16 protein-coding genes and 1 tRNA gene are annotated in these 15514 nt (G+C 56.4%); 5 read left to right on the forward strand and 12 right to left on the reverse strand.

The window, feature by feature from the left end; translation table 11 throughout:
* Nucleotides 1-31 precede the first annotated feature (31 nt).
* Complete coding sequence (locus ACILP3_RS00285; protein WP_395614677.1) at nt 32-1699, forward strand: amidohydrolase family protein; 1668 nt, start codon at nt 32-34, stop codon at nt 1697-1699.
* Nucleotides 1700-1851: 152 nt separating this feature from the next.
* Here ACILP3_RS00285 and ACILP3_RS00290 read toward each other — a convergent pair.
* The 4 genes from ACILP3_RS00290 to ACILP3_RS00305 form a co-directional block, all read right to left on the reverse strand.
* Nucleotides 1852-1928, reverse strand: a tRNA-Arg gene (locus ACILP3_RS00290).
* 35 nt (nt 1929-1963) lie between these two features.
* Nucleotides 1964-2476, reverse strand: coding sequence for a DUF1178 family protein (locus ACILP3_RS00295; RefSeq protein ID WP_395614678.1), 513 nt, complete (start codon nt 2474-2476; stop codon nt 1964-1966).
* Entirely contained in the window at nt 2473-2745 is a 273-nt protein-coding gene (gene grxC / locus ACILP3_RS00300; RefSeq protein ID WP_395614679.1) for a glutaredoxin 3, read from the reverse strand. The genes ACILP3_RS00295 and grxC overlap by 4 nt, the downstream gene beginning before the upstream one ends.
* A gap of 31 nt (nt 2746-2776) precedes the next feature.
* Nucleotides 2777-3514, reverse strand: a complete 738-nt coding sequence (locus ACILP3_RS00305) for a ComF family protein (RefSeq protein ID WP_395614680.1) — start codon at nt 3512-3514, stop codon at nt 2777-2779.
* A 73-nt stretch (nt 3515-3587) separates the two neighbouring features.
* Between ACILP3_RS00305 and ACILP3_RS00310 the strand changes: the two genes are divergently transcribed.
* Nucleotides 3588-4472 (forward strand): class I SAM-dependent methyltransferase, encoded by an 885-nt coding sequence (locus tag ACILP3_RS00310; protein ID WP_395614681.1) that lies wholly within the window; start codon nt 3588-3590, stop codon nt 4470-4472.
* 23 nt (nt 4473-4495) lie between these two features.
* Here ACILP3_RS00310 and ACILP3_RS00315 read toward each other — a convergent pair whose 3' ends face one another.
* Nucleotides 4496-4903, reverse strand: coding sequence for a (deoxy)nucleoside triphosphate pyrophosphohydrolase (locus tag ACILP3_RS00315; protein ID WP_395614682.1), 408 nt, complete (start codon nt 4901-4903; stop codon nt 4496-4498).
* A 362-nt stretch (nt 4904-5265) separates the two neighbouring features.
* Between ACILP3_RS00315 and ACILP3_RS00320 the strand changes: the two genes are divergently transcribed.
* Nucleotides 5266-5442, forward strand: a complete 177-nt coding sequence (locus ACILP3_RS00320; RefSeq protein WP_395614683.1) for a Flp family type IVb pilin — start codon at nt 5266-5268, stop codon at nt 5440-5442.
* Nucleotides 5443-5530: 88 nt separating this feature from the next.
* Here ACILP3_RS00320 and ACILP3_RS00325 read toward each other — a convergent pair whose 3' ends face one another.
* The 4 genes from ACILP3_RS00325 to ACILP3_RS00340 all read right to left on the reverse strand — a co-directional run bounded on the left by ACILP3_RS00325 (nt 5531) and on the right by ACILP3_RS00340 (nt 10806).
* On the reverse strand, nt 5531-6841 hold the full coding sequence (locus tag ACILP3_RS00325) for a M48 family metalloprotease (RefSeq protein WP_395614684.1): 1311 nt from the start codon (nt 6839-6841) through the stop codon (nt 5531-5533).
* A gap of 285 nt (nt 6842-7126) precedes the next feature.
* Entirely contained in the window at nt 7127-8071 is a 945-nt protein-coding gene (locus tag ACILP3_RS00330) for an acetyl-CoA carboxylase carboxyltransferase subunit alpha (RefSeq protein WP_395614685.1), read from the reverse strand.
* Nucleotides 8072-8088: 17 nt separating this feature from the next.
* Nucleotides 8089-8994: a tyrosine recombinase gene (locus ACILP3_RS00335; protein ID WP_395614686.1), complete on the reverse strand. Its 906-nt coding sequence runs from the start codon at nt 8992-8994 to the stop codon at nt 8089-8091.
* Between the two features lie 30 nt (nt 8995-9024).
* The gene (locus ACILP3_RS00340; RefSeq protein WP_395614687.1) at nt 9025-10806 is read right to left on the reverse strand and encodes a hypothetical protein; all 1782 of its coding nucleotides are present in this window, start codon (nt 10804-10806) and stop codon (nt 9025-9027) included.
* 251 nt (nt 10807-11057) lie between these two features.
* Between ACILP3_RS00340 and ACILP3_RS00345 the strand changes: the two genes are divergently transcribed.
* Together ACILP3_RS00345 and aroB are read left to right on the forward strand one after the other, a co-directional pair.
* The gene (locus tag ACILP3_RS00345) at nt 11058-11621 is read left to right on the forward strand and encodes a shikimate kinase (RefSeq protein WP_395614688.1); all 564 of its coding nucleotides are present in this window, start codon (nt 11058-11060) and stop codon (nt 11619-11621) included.
* A complete protein-coding gene (gene aroB / locus ACILP3_RS00350) occupies nt 11618-12718 on the forward strand; it encodes a 3-dehydroquinate synthase (protein ID WP_395614689.1) in 1101 nt (366 codons plus the stop codon). The genes ACILP3_RS00345 and aroB overlap by 4 nt, the downstream gene beginning before the upstream one ends.
* On the opposite strand, the gene ACILP3_RS00355 is transcribed toward aroB, so the two are convergent.
* The 3 genes from ACILP3_RS00355 to ACILP3_RS00365 are packed head-to-tail and all read right to left on the reverse strand — an operon-like array spanning nt 12715 to nt 15457.
* A complete protein-coding gene (locus tag ACILP3_RS00355) occupies nt 12715-14502 on the reverse strand; it encodes a monovalent cation:proton antiporter-2 (CPA2) family protein (RefSeq protein WP_395614690.1) in 1788 nt (595 codons plus the stop codon). The genes aroB and ACILP3_RS00355 overlap by 4 nt on opposite strands.
* Nucleotides 14502-14933 (reverse strand): iron-sulfur cluster assembly scaffold protein, encoded by a 432-nt coding sequence (locus ACILP3_RS00360; protein WP_395614691.1) that lies wholly within the window; start codon nt 14931-14933, stop codon nt 14502-14504. The genes ACILP3_RS00355 and ACILP3_RS00360 overlap by 1 nt, the downstream gene beginning before the upstream one ends.
* Complete coding sequence (locus tag ACILP3_RS00365; RefSeq protein ID WP_395614692.1) at nt 14933-15457, reverse strand: CvpA family protein; 525 nt, start codon at nt 15455-15457, stop codon at nt 14933-14935. Before ACILP3_RS00365 ends, ACILP3_RS00360 begins: the two co-directional genes overlap by 1 nt.
* Nucleotides 15458-15514 lie beyond the last annotated feature (57 nt).

A 15514-nucleotide genomic window follows, 5' to 3' on the forward strand; every position in this document is an offset into this window, starting at 1 on the left:
GCCATAAGCGAGAGGAAATAGGAACGGTCACATGGTAGCAGACGCGAAGTTCATCAGGGGCGTGGCGATGATCGCGCTGGCAATGACGACAGCTACGGCGCTGGTGGCGGCTGCACCGCAGGAGCCGGCCGCAGACATCATCATTCGCGGAGGTACCGTCTACCCAGGCAACGCGGCCCCGTTCCGGGGTGACATAGCAATCCGTGCAGATCGCATCATCTACGTCGGCCCTAAGGCCACCGGCGGCGCGAAGAAGGTAATCGATGCAACGGGCCTCGTCGTAGCGCCGGGGTTTATTGACCCCCATACGCATGCCGACGAGGCACTGGCGTCGAACGACCCTGCTGCACGGCTGGTATTGCCATTCCTTATGCAAGGGGTGACGACGGCATTTATCGGCGTCGACGGGCATGGCGACCCCAATGTCGCGCGCAGCTTTGGCCATATTGTAGCCAAAGACACCATCGCTGGGCGAACTTCGGCACATTCGGATCGCGACGTCGGCATCAATTTCGCTTCCTATGTCGGATTTGGTGACGTGCGCAAACAGGTTATCGGTGAAGCGGATCGCGCGCCGACAGCGCGTGAACTGACGCAGATGGCCGACCTCGTCTCCGACGCGATGTGCCAAGGCGCATTGGGCCTTTCGACCGGGTTGTTCTATGCACCGCAAAGCTTTGCCAAAAGCGACGAGGTGGTGACGCTGGCGCGGGCGGCGGCAGCGAAGGGTGGCATTTACGACACCCATCTTCGCGATGAATCTAGCTACTCCATCGGATTGCATGATGCGATTGAAGAGGCGCTGATGATTGGACGCGAGGCCAGCATTCCGGTCCATATCGCGCATATAAAGGCTCTTGGTGTCGATGTGCACGGGCAGGCACCAGCGATCATTGCCTTGATCGAGGCGGCGCAACGCGCGGGGCAAGTGGTGCATGCAGACCAATATGCATGGTCAGCCTCGCACACCTCGCTTTCAGCAGCGCTGATCCCGCGCAGTGCGCAAGATGGCGGACGTTCCGCTATGCTCAAACGGTTCGGCGATGCCCCGACGATGGAGAGGATGCGTCCACAGATCGCCGAAAATCTACGTCGGCGTGGCGGTGCGGCATCTTTGCTTATCACCTCTGGTCCTACGGACGCGCAGGGCAAGACTTTGGAAGCCATTGCGACAGAGCAAGGCGTCGATCCAGTCGCCGCTGCAATTGCGATCCTCAAGCAAAGCGAGGCGCGCGTCGCTTCGTTCAACCAAAACGAAAATGACATTGCCGCATTCATGCTGCGACCGTGGGTCGTGACCAGCTCCGACGCAACGCTGGGACATCCGCGTTATTATGGCTCGTTTGCGCGCAAATATGCAACTTATGTGCAAGACGAGAAGGTTATGAGCCTTAAAGCCTTCATTGACCAGTCGACAGCGGCGGCGGCAACAATGTTTCGCCTTGAGGGACGCGGACAGTTGAAAGTCGGAGCCTTTGCCGACGTAATCGCCTTCGACCCGAAAAGCTTCGCGCCGCGCGCCGACTATGCCAACCCGTTTTTGCTGGCGACCGGGATGCAGATGGTGCTGGTCAACGGACAGGTTGCGATCGAGAACGGCGCGCCCACAGGCGTTGCAGCCGGTCGCCCGTTGCCCCGCCAGCCCATAGCAGGAACGTGCCTTCCGGATCCGACAATCAGACCTGCTCGATCAAATTGATCGAAAACTAATTATTTCCAATTTTTTAGGCAAATTTTATGAATAAGCGAGGCCCCATAGAGGGTTGAAGTCGAGCCTAAAAAAGGCTGCCAGTGCCAAACTGAAGGGGGAAATCCCTGTTCGTGGCTTAGCACCTAAGGTCAGGACCCAAATGGTGCACCCAACTGGATTCGAACCAGTGGCCCCCAGATTAGGAATCTGATGCTCTATCCTGCTGAGCTATGGGTGCAGCGGCGACGGTCATAGCTGCGCGTAATCGGACGGTCAATTTTTTGCCGAGGGTGGGACGACCGGAAACAGCAAGGGCGCAATGCCGATGCCTTCTTCGACCAATGCCTTTGCCTCATTACTGCTAGTTTCGCCGTGAATGAGGCGCTCGGGTTCTTCGCCATAATGGATTGCGCGCGCGGTTTCGGCAAAGTTGCCGCCGACCCATTGCGATTTATCCAGCATCTCGGATTGCGCACGGGCCAATTTTTGGACCAGTTCTGCCATCGCAGGGGGCAGGACTTCGGGTGCCAGTGCCTCGGTGCGTGCTTCGGTGCGCGCCTCGCTGTTTGTTTCGGGCAATGCGGTGGGCACCGTAGGCAAGGCCACTACCCGTTGGTTGCCCTTGCGCGGAACATGGGGCACCGACAGCGCCTTTTGAATTCTGCCGTCATTGCACGTTGGGCATATAAGCATGCCGCCGGATTTCTGCGCCTCAAAATCCGCAGAGGACGCAAACCAGCCTTCGAACTGGTGCCCGTTGCTGCAATTCAGGTCAAATGTGATCATTGGGCGCCGCCAACTCCCAGCAAGCCATCCAGCTTTCCCTGGGCATCGAGCGCGCGCAGATCATCCGACCCGCCAATCGCGACATCATTGATGAAAATCTGCGGCACGGTTTGGGCGCCCGGCGCACGTGCGACCATCTCAGCGCGTTTTGCCCCGCCCATCGTGACGTCATATTCGGTATAGGTGACGCCTTTGCTGTCCAAAAGATGCTTGGCCCGCACACAATAAGGGCACGCGAATTTGGTGTAGATTTCAACATTTGCGGTCATGTCGTAGAAATGGTGTTCCCCGCCCTGCAAGTCAAGCGTCGAACGATATCGCCGCGTCTGCTTGCGTGCTGCCGCCGCGCAAAGCCCGCGCCCAGCAAAATAATTGCACCCAGTCCGCGCCGCCACGTTTCAGCACCGCGACGCAGCCGTCGCTGGTTGCACCTGTAGTCAGGACGTCATCGATCAGGATGATTTTTCGTCCCTTCAATCTGCCTTTATATTTTGGATGCAAGGCAAAGGCGCTAGCCACCGCCTGTCTGCGGCGTTTGTGGTCCAGCCCCCGCATGCTGGGCGTGCGCTTATGCCGTAATAATATATCGGGTGCGAAGGCGATGCCCGTTAAGGCTGCGAGCTGTTTGCCGATCAACGCCGATTGGTTGAAACTGCGGGACCATATCCGTGTCCAATGCAATGGCACGGGCGTAATGATCAGCTGGTCCGTCTCCTCCGGCACATGGCGCAATAAATGCTGCGCAATGACACGCGCCAAGCCGATTTTACCGCCATATTTTAGCCGGAGCGCCACTTGCGCCGACAAATCATCATATTTTACCGCGGCGCGAATGCCATCATGTCGGGGCGGATTTGCGATGCAGGGCGCGCAATAGGCGTCCGGCCCCCGGTCAAAATCAAAGGGGGTTGCGCATCCCCGGCACCAAGGTGGCCCCAGAAATTCCAACTTTTGCCAGCAGTAAACACAAAACTGCCCGCCCGCTGCGGTAATCGTACCGCAACAGGGGCAGCGTTCGGGTAATACCCAATTCAACATGCTATGGAAAATGTGGCTGCCTTTTGCCATAGCATAGTTGTCGGACAAAGATTGGGGCTGCACAAGGGCGCAAATGAACAATGATGTGAATCCACCGGAAATTTTTGACCGCCGCCGTCGTCATGCCCTGCGCGCGCGGGGCGCTGGGCGCGCGGGAGATCATTTCCTGTGGCACCATATCGCACAAGATATGGCAGAGCGACTGTCTGCGGTGACGCGCACGTTCGAACACGCCTTGATCCTTGGCCCTATCGGGCGCTGGCAGGGGGAAATCCTGCCACCCAATGTCACCTGCACCCTTGCCCCGCTTCGCGATGCAGCGGCGGAGGCAAAGGCTGGGGCAGGCGCGGCGGATGATGCGCCAGTTGCATTGGAAGAAGACCGCTTACCCTTCACGCCCGGCAGCTTTGATCTAGTGATTTCGGCAGGAACACTGGATAGCGTCAACGATCTTCCCGGTGCGCTGATTCAAATCCGCCGCCTCTTGCGGCCCGACGGGTTATTCCTTGGCCATATGTTTGGCGCTGGCACTTTGGGAACGCTCAAGGCGATGTTACTGGAGGCGGATGCCGATCGGGTTACCCCGCATATCCACCCGCAGATCGACCTGCGCAGCGCGGCGGACCTCATCGTGCGCGCTGGCTTCACTTTGCCTGTCGCGGATCAGGACATCTCGACCGTACGTTATGGTAACTGGCGCTCCATCATATCAGACATAAGGGACGCTGGCGTTGGCAATGCGCTTGCCGGCCCGCGTAATTATCTGGGCAAAGCCATGCCCGCACGGCTCGATCATGCCTTTGCCGCCCGTGCCGATGCGCAGGGCAAGGTTACCGAAAGCTTTGCGCATATCTATTTAAGCGGCTGGGCACCGTCCGAAAACCAACCGCGACCGGCCAAAAGGGGAAGCGGTCAGGTTTCGCTCGCGGACATATTGTCCAAGGATCCAGCGGGCTAGGGTCAGGACCTTGGGCCCTAACCCTAAATGCCCTGAAGCTTGCGGACCAGCGGATAATCGGCGGGGGGCATAGGCAAATCCGCCATGTCTTGCGGCAAAGTCCATTGAATATCGGACGCATAAATTGCAGTAGGCACACCCGACCATGTGGTGCAACGATAGAGCAGAAGCACAAGATTTCGCTCGCCCAATGGTTCGCTGGCGAAGGTTTCCGGCACCAAATCCTGCGCGGCAACGATAATGCCCAGCTCCTCCTCCAACTCTCGCACAAGAGCTATTTCCGGCGTTTCGCCAATATCTACTTTGCCGCCGGGAAACTCCCATAAGCCGCCCATTTGGGCATGCATAGGACGCTGCTGCAGGAGGATTTCACCCCTGTCATTGGTCAACGCGGCAGCAACTACGAACAATATATTCCGACTAATTTCCATATCCCCGTCACGCCGCAAGCTTTTGTTAACTTATGTGTGACATTTTAACCGAGCTCGCAACCAGGGAATGAAGTGAGACCGGTCATGTTGGAATTAATTCGTTGCATAAAAAAATGCGACCAGGGCACGGCATCTGTAGAATATAGTTTGATATCTTCAATAATTGTTATTGGAATTATTGCGTCATTAACGCAGGTTTCAATACATAATGATGATATATGGAATATTATATCAAGTAATTTCATCAAAAATAATAATTAGTTTTTACATTAACTAAATATTAAACATTTATCATTTATTTATGCTGCGACGACTTTTTTCAAAGAGTCGCCCGAGTGTATAGAATAGACTGGAGACCAAAAATGAAACTTAGCACAAAAATCTTCAAAAATGAAGACGGCGCGACTGCAATTGAATATGGCTTGATCGCCGCCTTAATCGCTGTTGCCGCCATTACTACAATGGGGACACTTGGCGACGAATTGTCCTCAACCTTTGGGAATGTAAGTGACGAACTCGTGGATGCACGAACACCATAAGCTGCTGCGGGATAGTTACTTTCAGACGATATTTGCGTTTTGACGCTAGGCACAAAAGCGGGGACTTCACGGTCCCCGCTTTTTTCGTTCAATAGGTCACAATTTTCAGCTTCTGCCCAGCGCGAATGGTTGCGTTGGATGACAAACCGTTCAGCGCCCTAAAGCGTTCGGTCTGCAAAGACGAATAAGCCATGCGCGCCGCAAGCGATGCGACATTATCTTGTGGCCCTGCGGTAACAACGCGCAGCTTACGTGGTTTTACGGTCGCGGCTTGCGCAGCGGTCAGACGCGCCATGCTGGCAAACATTCGGTCAAATGGGTTGGCGTTGCTCGCCGTGATCGTGACGAAATGATAGGCCGTGCCCGGCGCCCATTCATAGGCGAACACCGAAACCACGCGTTGCCCCTGCTGCGTATTCACGACGGCATTGGTATAAAAAGCCGGGATATCGTTCACCGTCGTTCGCCGGATTTCCCCCGCCGGAATGGTTCCACTGTCGCCCGACACCGCCTTTAACGCTTTGGCGATATAGCTGCTACGATTGCCATCAAACGCCCCGCTGGTGAATATGGCTTTCCCGCTATTGCCGTTAATTGTCACCGCATCACTGCTGTTTTGCATGCCAAAGCCATAAGGCGCGGTGAACTGCATCATCAGTTGCGGATGCCGGAAATCTTGCCCTTCGACCACACCTTGCGCGGGGTCATCGCCGTACAACATGCCGTCAATGGCCGCCAAATGGGCGTCCGCATTACGCAAGCTGCTGGCGGGATAGCTTTTGGACCGCGATGCCGCGCGCGAAACGCGCCTTGCTGGGTCAGGATGGGTGCTTGCCCACTCTGGAACGCGGTTATCGGCCAGGCCAGCCACCTGCGTGTCCACATTGGTCTGCAATGCCAAGGAATTGAGCATCGACGCCATTGCGCTTGGGTCATATCCGGCTTTGCTAAGATAGCGGATACCGTAATCATCGGCCTCCTCTTCTTGCGTGCGCGAATATTTAAGTGAGAAAACTTGTGCCAACGGACCTGCATATTGCTGTAATCCGCCGCCCAGCGCCCCCAATAAGCCACCCGAATTACCGAGCACTGCCCCCAATATGCTGCCACCTACACCCAAAAGGCCAGCAAGCGTGGCATTATTCTTGCGCTTTTCACTATGCCGCGCTGCGGTGTGCCCGACCTCATGGCCCAGAACGCCCGCCATTTCGGCTTCATCATTGCTCAAGGCAACTAGTTGGCGCGTGATGTAGACATAGCCACCGGGGAGCGCGAATGCGTTGTTCACCGACGAATTAAGCAATGTGACGTTAAAATCGCTTTGCGCGTTTCCAAGTCCCGATTGCATGGCAATATTCTTGCCAACGCGCACGACATAAGCGGTTTGCGGACTTTGCATGGGTCCGCCAAATTCTTTCAAAATTTCTGTGTGATATTTGGCGCCCTGATTTTTTTCTTGGGCGGTAAAGGGCTTGGGAACCGCGGGACCTGCTGTTCGCGACTGTGCGTCGGCGGGAATAGGACTGCCGATGACGCCTAGTCCGAAAATTGCAGCGCTCGTAATGAGAAGCGTTTTCGAAAACCGCATAAAATTCCTGCCTAGATTCACCGAACCCCGTTTAGCCGATTAAGTTTCAACGCGTCGAAATTTTAAAGCGTATCAACTGTCTATCGTGCGAAAAACTTAGGCGCCCATGGACAAGAATTTTGCGCGCCGCTGTTGAAGTAGTTCTTTAGACGAGAAACCGGACAATGCGTCCAACTCCTCATCTATCGCAGTCGCAAGCGCGGCCGCAGCCATGCCATGGTCGCGATGCGCGCCACCGACGGGTTCTGGCACAATCCGGTCAATGATGCGCAGCGCTTTTAGGTCATCTGCCGTCATTTTCATCGCTTGTGCAGCGTCGGCCGCCTTGTCGCCCGTGCGCCACAAAATCGAGGCGCAACCTTCGGGCGAGATCACCGAATAGACGGCATATTGAAACATCAAGATGCGGTCAGCAGCCGCCAGTGCAACGGCACCGCCCGAACCGCCCTCACCCACGATGCAGGCAATCATCGGCACGCCCAGCGCCAGGCAGGTTTCGGTGGAACGGGCAATTGCCTCTGCCTGCCCGCGTTCTTCGGCCTGAATGCCTGGAAACGCGCCCGACGTATCGACCAAACTCACCACCGGAATGCCGAACCGATCCGCAAGTTCCATCAGGCGAATAGCCTTGCGATAGCCCTCGGGCTTGCCCATGCCGAAATTATGGCGCAGGCGGCTTTGCGTGTCGTCGCCTTTTTCATGCCCAATAACCATCACGCGGCGGCCATTTAAGCGGCCAAGACCACCAATGATCGCTTGATCGTCGCCAAAGGCGCGATCCCCTGCCAAGGGCATGAAGTCTGTGAACATCGCTTCGATATAATGTTTGAAATGGGGACGTTCGGGATGCCGTGCGACTTGCGTTTTTTGCCATGCCGTCAAATTGGCATAAGTATCCTTCAACTGCTTGTCCGCCTTGCCGCGCAACTTGGCGATTTCGGCGCCCGCATCAACGTCGCTGTCACGCGCAGCATCTTGCAATTCAAGGATGCGCGCTTCGAGCGCAGCAACCGGCTTTTCAAAATCGAGATATACCATCATGCCTGCGGGTTAGAGCCTCAGGCGCGACGGGTCAATGTGCGCGTTGCCAATGGGTGACGCCGATTGACCAGTTCGACAAGCTTGCTGCTGTCCACATGCGTGTAAATTTGTGTCGTCGCGATGTCCGCATGGCCCAGCATGGACTGCAGCGCCCGCAGATTCGCGCCGCCCGCCAAAAGATGCGTCGCAAAGGCATGCCGCAGGACATGGGGGCTGACTTTTGCCGGGTCCAGCCCTGCATGCGCGGCAAGGTCCTTAATGATCTGGAACAGACGAATACGGCTGATATGTCCCCCGCGCGACGGAAAGAGAAAACGCGATTTTTCAGGAACAAAATCCAACCAAGCACTTACCGCTTGGCGCGCACGGTTGGAAATGGGGATCAAGCGTTCCTTGTCGCCTTTGCCTTTTACGATGATGAACGGCCTATCAGATACCACCGCATTTCGCGGCAAGGCGACCAATTCAGTCGCACGCAGCCCTGAACCGTACAGCAGCTCAATCAGCGCCGACAGCCGGTAATCACTCGATATCATATGCGGCTGCGCAAGCTTATCTGCAATCACCGCAAACAAGGTGTCTACTTCGTCTATATCCAGAATTTTAGGCAAGGGCCGCATCTGTGCTGGCTTTGGCAGCGCCGCCGATGGGTTGTCGGCGCGAAAGCCCTCCTCATGCAGAAACGCAAAAAAACGTCTTAATGCCGATGCCTTGCGCGCTACCGAACTGTTGGCAAGGTCGCGCCATTGGCGTGCCAGTTCCACAAGCGCATCAGGCCCAGCCACCGCCAGTTGCCCATGCAAAAGGCCGGATGCCGACATCAAGTCGCTTTGATATGCCAAAAGCGTATTCTTGGCGACGCCCTGCTCTGCTGCCAACATCTCTAGAAAACGCGCAATCAGATCACGGTCGGGTAAGCTCATTGCTGGCTGACGATCGTGATTGGCATATAGTCAGGCAAAAGTGACAGCTTCGGCGGCAATCATCCGAGCTTCAGCCTCCAAACCGACCTGACGCAAGGAACGGACGATATGATATAGATGATGGGTGGGCACAGCCGACCATGAAGGCGCCTGCAGCGCAGCCATCGCCATCAACGCAACCGTGCCCTGCTCGCCACGTCCGGCGGCAGCGGTTATCGCCTTTGACCATGGAGTTTGCCGGGAAATATTGACTTTGAGGTCGCTTGCAAACTCCCTGCGTGCATCGGTTTCGATACGGCCAAGCCCCGACAAGCCGGCAAGCAAAAGCCGCGATTTATGTCCGTCGATGCTCTCATCATTACCAAAAAAATCGTCAAGGCTACCATAATCAGCGGGCGCTACCCGTCCAGGAGCCGCCAGTGTCACCAGCGCCCAACCCAGCGATCCATCCGCCACAACGTCAATCCATCGCGCGGCGGAGCGGTCAAGACCAGCCGTCAGCATGGAAGAAATCAGCCGATCCGCCTCTGCCTGATGATCGGCATCTGGCACGATCAGCGCAGCCGCCCGCGCGGTCATCACCAACGAAGCGTGATAGTCCGCGCCAGCGGCCGCCGTGGTCCATAAAGACGTCATGGCCGCAACCCTGTCATCTTCACCTGATGCGATGTACGCATTGCCGAGGTTTTCCGCCCGTGCCCGCACAGCGTCGGGCGCGTCCGGATCATCAAGGACCTGCGCATAAAGATCGACCATATTCCGGTTCGACAATATACCAAGCGCCGCCGCATTGGATGCATATTTGGCCCGGACTGTCGGCGTAAACATCGGCAGTTGCACCCGCCAACCATCGACCTGACGCCCCGTGTTGGCAAATAAGCGTTCCGGGGGTTCAAGACCCACAGCCGCAGAGAAACCGAAGCGCCAAGGGTTCATGCCTTCCACATTTTCCCATTCGATTTTCACCGAACGCCGCCCATTAATGCCGGCCCCGACCGCTTTTTCAGCCAAGAGATAATCGACGCCGCGCACCCAACCTTGGTAGCGGCCCTGATTGATAAATGCCGTCGCGCTGCCTTGCTCTCCCGCCAAAGACGCACAAATGGCACGCGTCATTTTCCAGCGGCCATTGTTCACAAGGCGCACGCCGCTTTCGGTAATTGGGCACATGCCGGCCAAATCGCCATTGGCCAGATAGGCTTGCATCGCGACCTCATGGAGGCGTTTTGTATAATCTGCACCATCCACCTGCTGAACAAGGTTGCGCGCCACGACCGAGTCGCCCATCCGCAGCAACAACCACGCGCGCTCCGCTGTCCAATCCGCGCCGTTGACACCGGTTGGCGTGTTGGTGCGGCTGGCAAGTAAGCGCCGCGCCATGATCGTGCCCCAGCGCGAGGCAATAGGCCCAGATGTCCGCTCCATTATCTGGCGGAGAAAAGTCCCATCCAACGCACCAAAAGAGTCCGCCGGAAATCCGCCTGACGCTTCGGATAAAATCCCGATATCGTTTAAAGACTGGCGCGCGGACGGTGGCACATCAAAACGGACGGCCAATTCTGGCTCTTCTTCCGCTTCCTCTTCCGTCGCGCTTTCATCCCCCGTCAAAGGGGTAGCAGGCGCCGCGTCATTCGAAGATCCGGGCACATTCGGCGTGGGTCGGCCTGCGACAGGCGTCGGCGGGGGTGCTGGATCGCCAAAGCCCTCTGGCAACAAAGATTCAGGCCCCTGCTGCCCAAGCGCAGGCAAAGCAAATGCCAAGACCAGAGCACTGGCAACCAAAAGGCCGCGTTTTGATATCTTGTCAGTCAATGATGCGAACCTGTTTCCATATCTGCGAACAGCAATACGCTATGTCCATTATCATCCGTTGCCATTGCCGCAACCCTCTGCTGAGAATAGCAAGCCTATGCCCCTTGCCGCAACCGATAGAAACCGCAAAAACGGCATTTCACGAAAATATGCCAATTTGCCGAGCATATCATCCTGTATTTACACGAAAAATCTGAAAAGCGGCAAACTGCTTTCGGCTGACGCCAAGGCGATATATAGGCGATATCGTCATGGCTGAACATCTCGAACCCAAAAAACGTAAATCTGGCATGCAAGCCGCCTTGGTCATTGACCGTCCGGTGGTGCTTGTCGGGATGATGGGCGTTGGTAAAACCAGCATCGGAAAACGGCTCGCCGACCGCCTCCATACGCCTTTTGTCGATGCCGATGACGAAATTGAAAAGGCAGCGGGTCTGTCGATTACAGAAATATTCGCAAAATTTGGTGAGGCCTATTTTCGGGATGGTGAACGCCGTGTCATTGCCCGGCTGATTGAAGGCGCACCGAAGGTCATTGCGACGGGCGGCGGCGCTTTCGTCAACGACGAAACCCGCGCACTCATATTGGAACGCGCGACATCCATCTGGCTTAATGCCGATGTCCATGTGCTGGCCGACCGTGTGTCGCGACGCAACCACCGCCCTTTGTTGAAAGGCAAGGATCCAGTGACTGTCCTGACCGATCTTGGTACGGTGCGTAACCCCTTATACGCTGCAGCCAATATCCATATTCGTAGCGATACCTCGCCGCATGGGCGGACCGTTGAAAACATATTAAAGGCCCTTTGCGCATGACCGTGATACCCGTTGACCTGTCAAATAGCCCTTATGACATTCATGTCCGCGCCGGATTGCTGGCCGATGTCGGTGCTATTCTTCGGTCTTATGCCCGCGACAGCCGCTTGCTTGTGGTAACCGACGAAAATGTCGCGCACGCCGTTCTGCCGCAGTTTGCAGCGACATTAAGCAGTGCGGGCATTTCATGCGCGCATTTCATTCTGCCCGCTGGTGAAGCAGGGAAAAGCTGGGTGCAGTTGGAAAGACTGACGGATTGGTTGCTGGAACAGCATGTGGAACGCAGCGACCATATCGTCGCGCTGGGCGGCGGCGTGGTGGGGGACATTACCGGCTTTGCCGCGCATATCATCAAACGCGGCTGCCCCTTTGTGCAGATACCCACGACCTTGCTTGCCCAAGTCGACAGCAGCGTTGGCGGCAAGACCGCCATCAATAGCGCAGCAGGCAAAAATCTGGTCGGGGCGTTTCATCAGCCTGCTTTGGTCCTCATCGATCCAGAGATACTTTCAACCCTTCCCACCCGCCAACTTACAGCGGGATTTGCCGAGATCGTGAAATACGGCCTGATCGACGACCCGGCCTTTTTTGCGTTTTGCGCGGATAATCTCGACAGTTTTTTTGCAGGCGATCCAGATATCCGCGCGCAGGCCATTATCCGGTCCGTGCAGTCCAAGGCGCGGATCGTCGCCGCCGACGAAACCGAGCGCACCGGCACACGGGCGCTGTTAAACCTGGGCCACACTTTTGGCCATGCGCTGGAGGCGGACACAGGTTTTTCCGACCGGCTATTTCATGGCGAAGCGGTCGCCGCCGGCATGGCCTTAGCCTTTCGATATTCGGTACGACTGGGCCTGTGTCCTGCGGATGACGGCATGCGGGTTACAGCGCTTCTAAAACGGGCCGGCCTGCCCACGACTTTATCCGAAGCGGGTGTCACTGCCAATGGTGCGGCATTGGTCGACTATATGCGGCATGACAAGAAAATGAGCGGAGGCACGCTGCCCTTTTTGCTCGCGCGCGGTATCGGGCACACATTTTTGTCCAAAGATGTCGCACTGGACGACGTTGCCGCATTCCTCGACAGCGACGTTTAATCATCGGCAATCGGAAAGTCATCGGAACCATCGCCGCCGAAACTGTGGCGGGTTCCAGCATGCATATCGCCGCTCGTGAACTGCGCTTTCAGGCGGCTTTGGTCACGCCGCCGGAACTCTAAGAGAATGTCGTGGATCTTCGCACGATCCGTTCCAAAATATTTCAGCGCGTCCGCAGACATACGGATTGAGGATTCAAATAGCTCACGCATGATGCTGATGCCCGCATCCTGCATCAATAACAAAGCCTGCTCGCGCCCATAAGCGCGCACGAACAATTTTGTGCGCGGGAATGTTTCGCGCACAGGCGTCAACGATTCTGCAGTCATGTACCGGTCATCAATACAGAAGAATATCGCTTGGGCGTCTTCGCCCCCTGCCCGCTTCAGCAAGTCGACACGTGTGCCATCCCCATAAAAAACCTTGAAACCAAAGTCACCGCTAAGGTCGATGGTCTGCGGGTTGATATCAATCAACGTGACTGATCGTCCCGCCGCCTGCATGATCTGCGATACCTGCTGTCCGAAACGTCCATGCCCTACGATGATGACATTGGCTTGTGACGCCAATTCCGGGTCATCAAGCGCGACATCGCCCTTGACCTTTCGCGCCGCAAGCTTGCCGGCAAAGATCATCAGGAACGGCGTCGTTGCCATCGATAAGGTGACGACGGCGCCAAACAGGCTCGCCGCCTCCGGTTCAATCAACAGGGCCTGCTGCGCGGCGGCAAACAACACAAAGGCGAATTCACCACCTTGGCTCAACAGCATCGCCATGATGATCGACGGCTTGTTTTGAAGGCCAAAGCCCCGACCAAGCGCATAGATGACGGCGATCTTGACCGTGATCAGCGCCAGCGCCAGACCCGCGACGAAAAAGGGCCGCGAAAGAATGACATCAACGTCGAGCAACATGCCAACCGCGAGGAAAAACAGACCGAGCAAGATTGAACGGAACGGATCAATGTCGGCCTCCAACTCATGCCGATAGGGTGATTCCGCCAACATAACGCCCGCGACAAATGCGCCCAAGGCTGGCGAAACGCCAATCGCCTGCATCACCGCGGCGCTGACGCAGACGGTGAATAAGCCAGTGACGATGAACAGTTCGCGCTCTGAAATCTTGCCGACCAAGCGCAACAGCGGCGATAGCAGATAGCGGCCGGCCAACACCAAGCCGGCAATCGCCAACACGGCATATAATACCAGATACCATCCCCCAATCGCGCCTTCTTCGGCAGGCGCGCGCGACAAAGCGGCAACGATGGTCAGCAAAGGGACAATGGAAATGTCCTGAAACAACAATATGGAAAAGCTTTTTTCGCCATAATCGGTCTTCATCCGGCCGCGCGATTGCAGCAAGGGCAGCACCTGCGCAGTGGAAGACAAGGCCAATGGAAGCCCAAGGACTAAGGCGGCTTGCCAGCTAAAGCTGGGCATTGCGAAATGGATGACGGCAAACATGCCAAGCCCACATAAAATGACCTGCAACGGCCCAAAAAGCAGGATGTCGCGCCGCAACAGCCACAGCCTGCTCGGCGATAGCTCAAGCCCGACGAGGAACAGCAGCAAGATGATACCGATTTCGGAATAGGCCAATATGGTTTCTGGTGAGTCAATCAACGCAAGGCCATCGGGCCCAATGGCAATGCCCGCGACCAAATAGCCAAGCACCGCGCCAAGGCCGAGACGTCTGAAAATCAAAACCGCCAACAGTGCCGCGCCGAGCAACACCACCCCGCCTAACATGACATCAGCGACAAGATGGTGTGGCGCGGTTTCCATCAGCTTTTCTCTTTGGCCTGCACGGCAGCAGCAAGGATCGCGTCAAAAGGCAATAAGATCGCGGCATGACGCGACGGATAATCACATGCGGCGGCCAGCAAGGCGAGTTCAGGCCAGCAGCTTGGCATGTCGCCCTCCCGCTGCAACGCCTGCGCCACGCCATCGCGCAATTTGGCAATTTCGGTCATAGCTGTCCCAATGGCGTTGTGCGTCAAAATAGCCGCAGATGCCTGCCCAAGGGCGCAGGCATTGGCGCGCAGGGCAAGGCCGCGCAATATGCCCTCTGCGTCCGTCACAACATCCGCTTGAATGCGGCTGCCGCATAAGGGCGAACGCACTTCGGCACTGCCATCTGGCTCTAATAAGCGATGTTCAGCGACCAAAGACGTCGCCAACCGCAAGATGTCGCGATTGTAGAGCGCTGAGTCCATCAGTTTGCCGCTTCCGTGCCACTATCGGCAGCGAGGCGTTGTTCGCGGACAAATTCGGACAACGCATCCCCGCTGGCGTTGAGCAGAGGATAGGTGCGCGAACTGGTCATCCACTCGGGTCGCTCTTCATCCGCGCCATAGATTAAATCAAATGCCATCGCCAACAGCAGGAAAATGAGGGTCGCGATGATGAGACCCTTCACCATACCAAAGCCAAAACCAAGGACACGGTCAATCGGACCAAGCACGGACTTGCGCGATCTTGCGCCAATTGATTTCGCAATCCATTTACCCAATGCAAAAATCACGATGACCAGCGCCAAAAAGGCGAGCACAGCAGCCCCGGAGTCAGAACCCACCGCCTCTGCCAAAGCCGCAGTCGCGGGCGCGTGGAACATACGAACAGCCAAGATAATCAGCACCCATGCGATCATCGACAAAGTCTCTTGCACAAAGCCGCGCAGCGCGCCGAACACGGCCCCGCTGCCCAACATGAAAAAGACGATAATATCGAGTGCGGTCATCTATTCCTGTTGCCCCAATTACGTAAATGCGTCGAGATTCAAAGGCAGCGCGCGTCC

It is taken from the genome of Sphingorhabdus sp., from assembly GCF_044239665.1.
Classification (GTDB): domain Bacteria; phylum Pseudomonadota; class Alphaproteobacteria; order Sphingomonadales; family Sphingomonadaceae; genus Sphingorhabdus_B.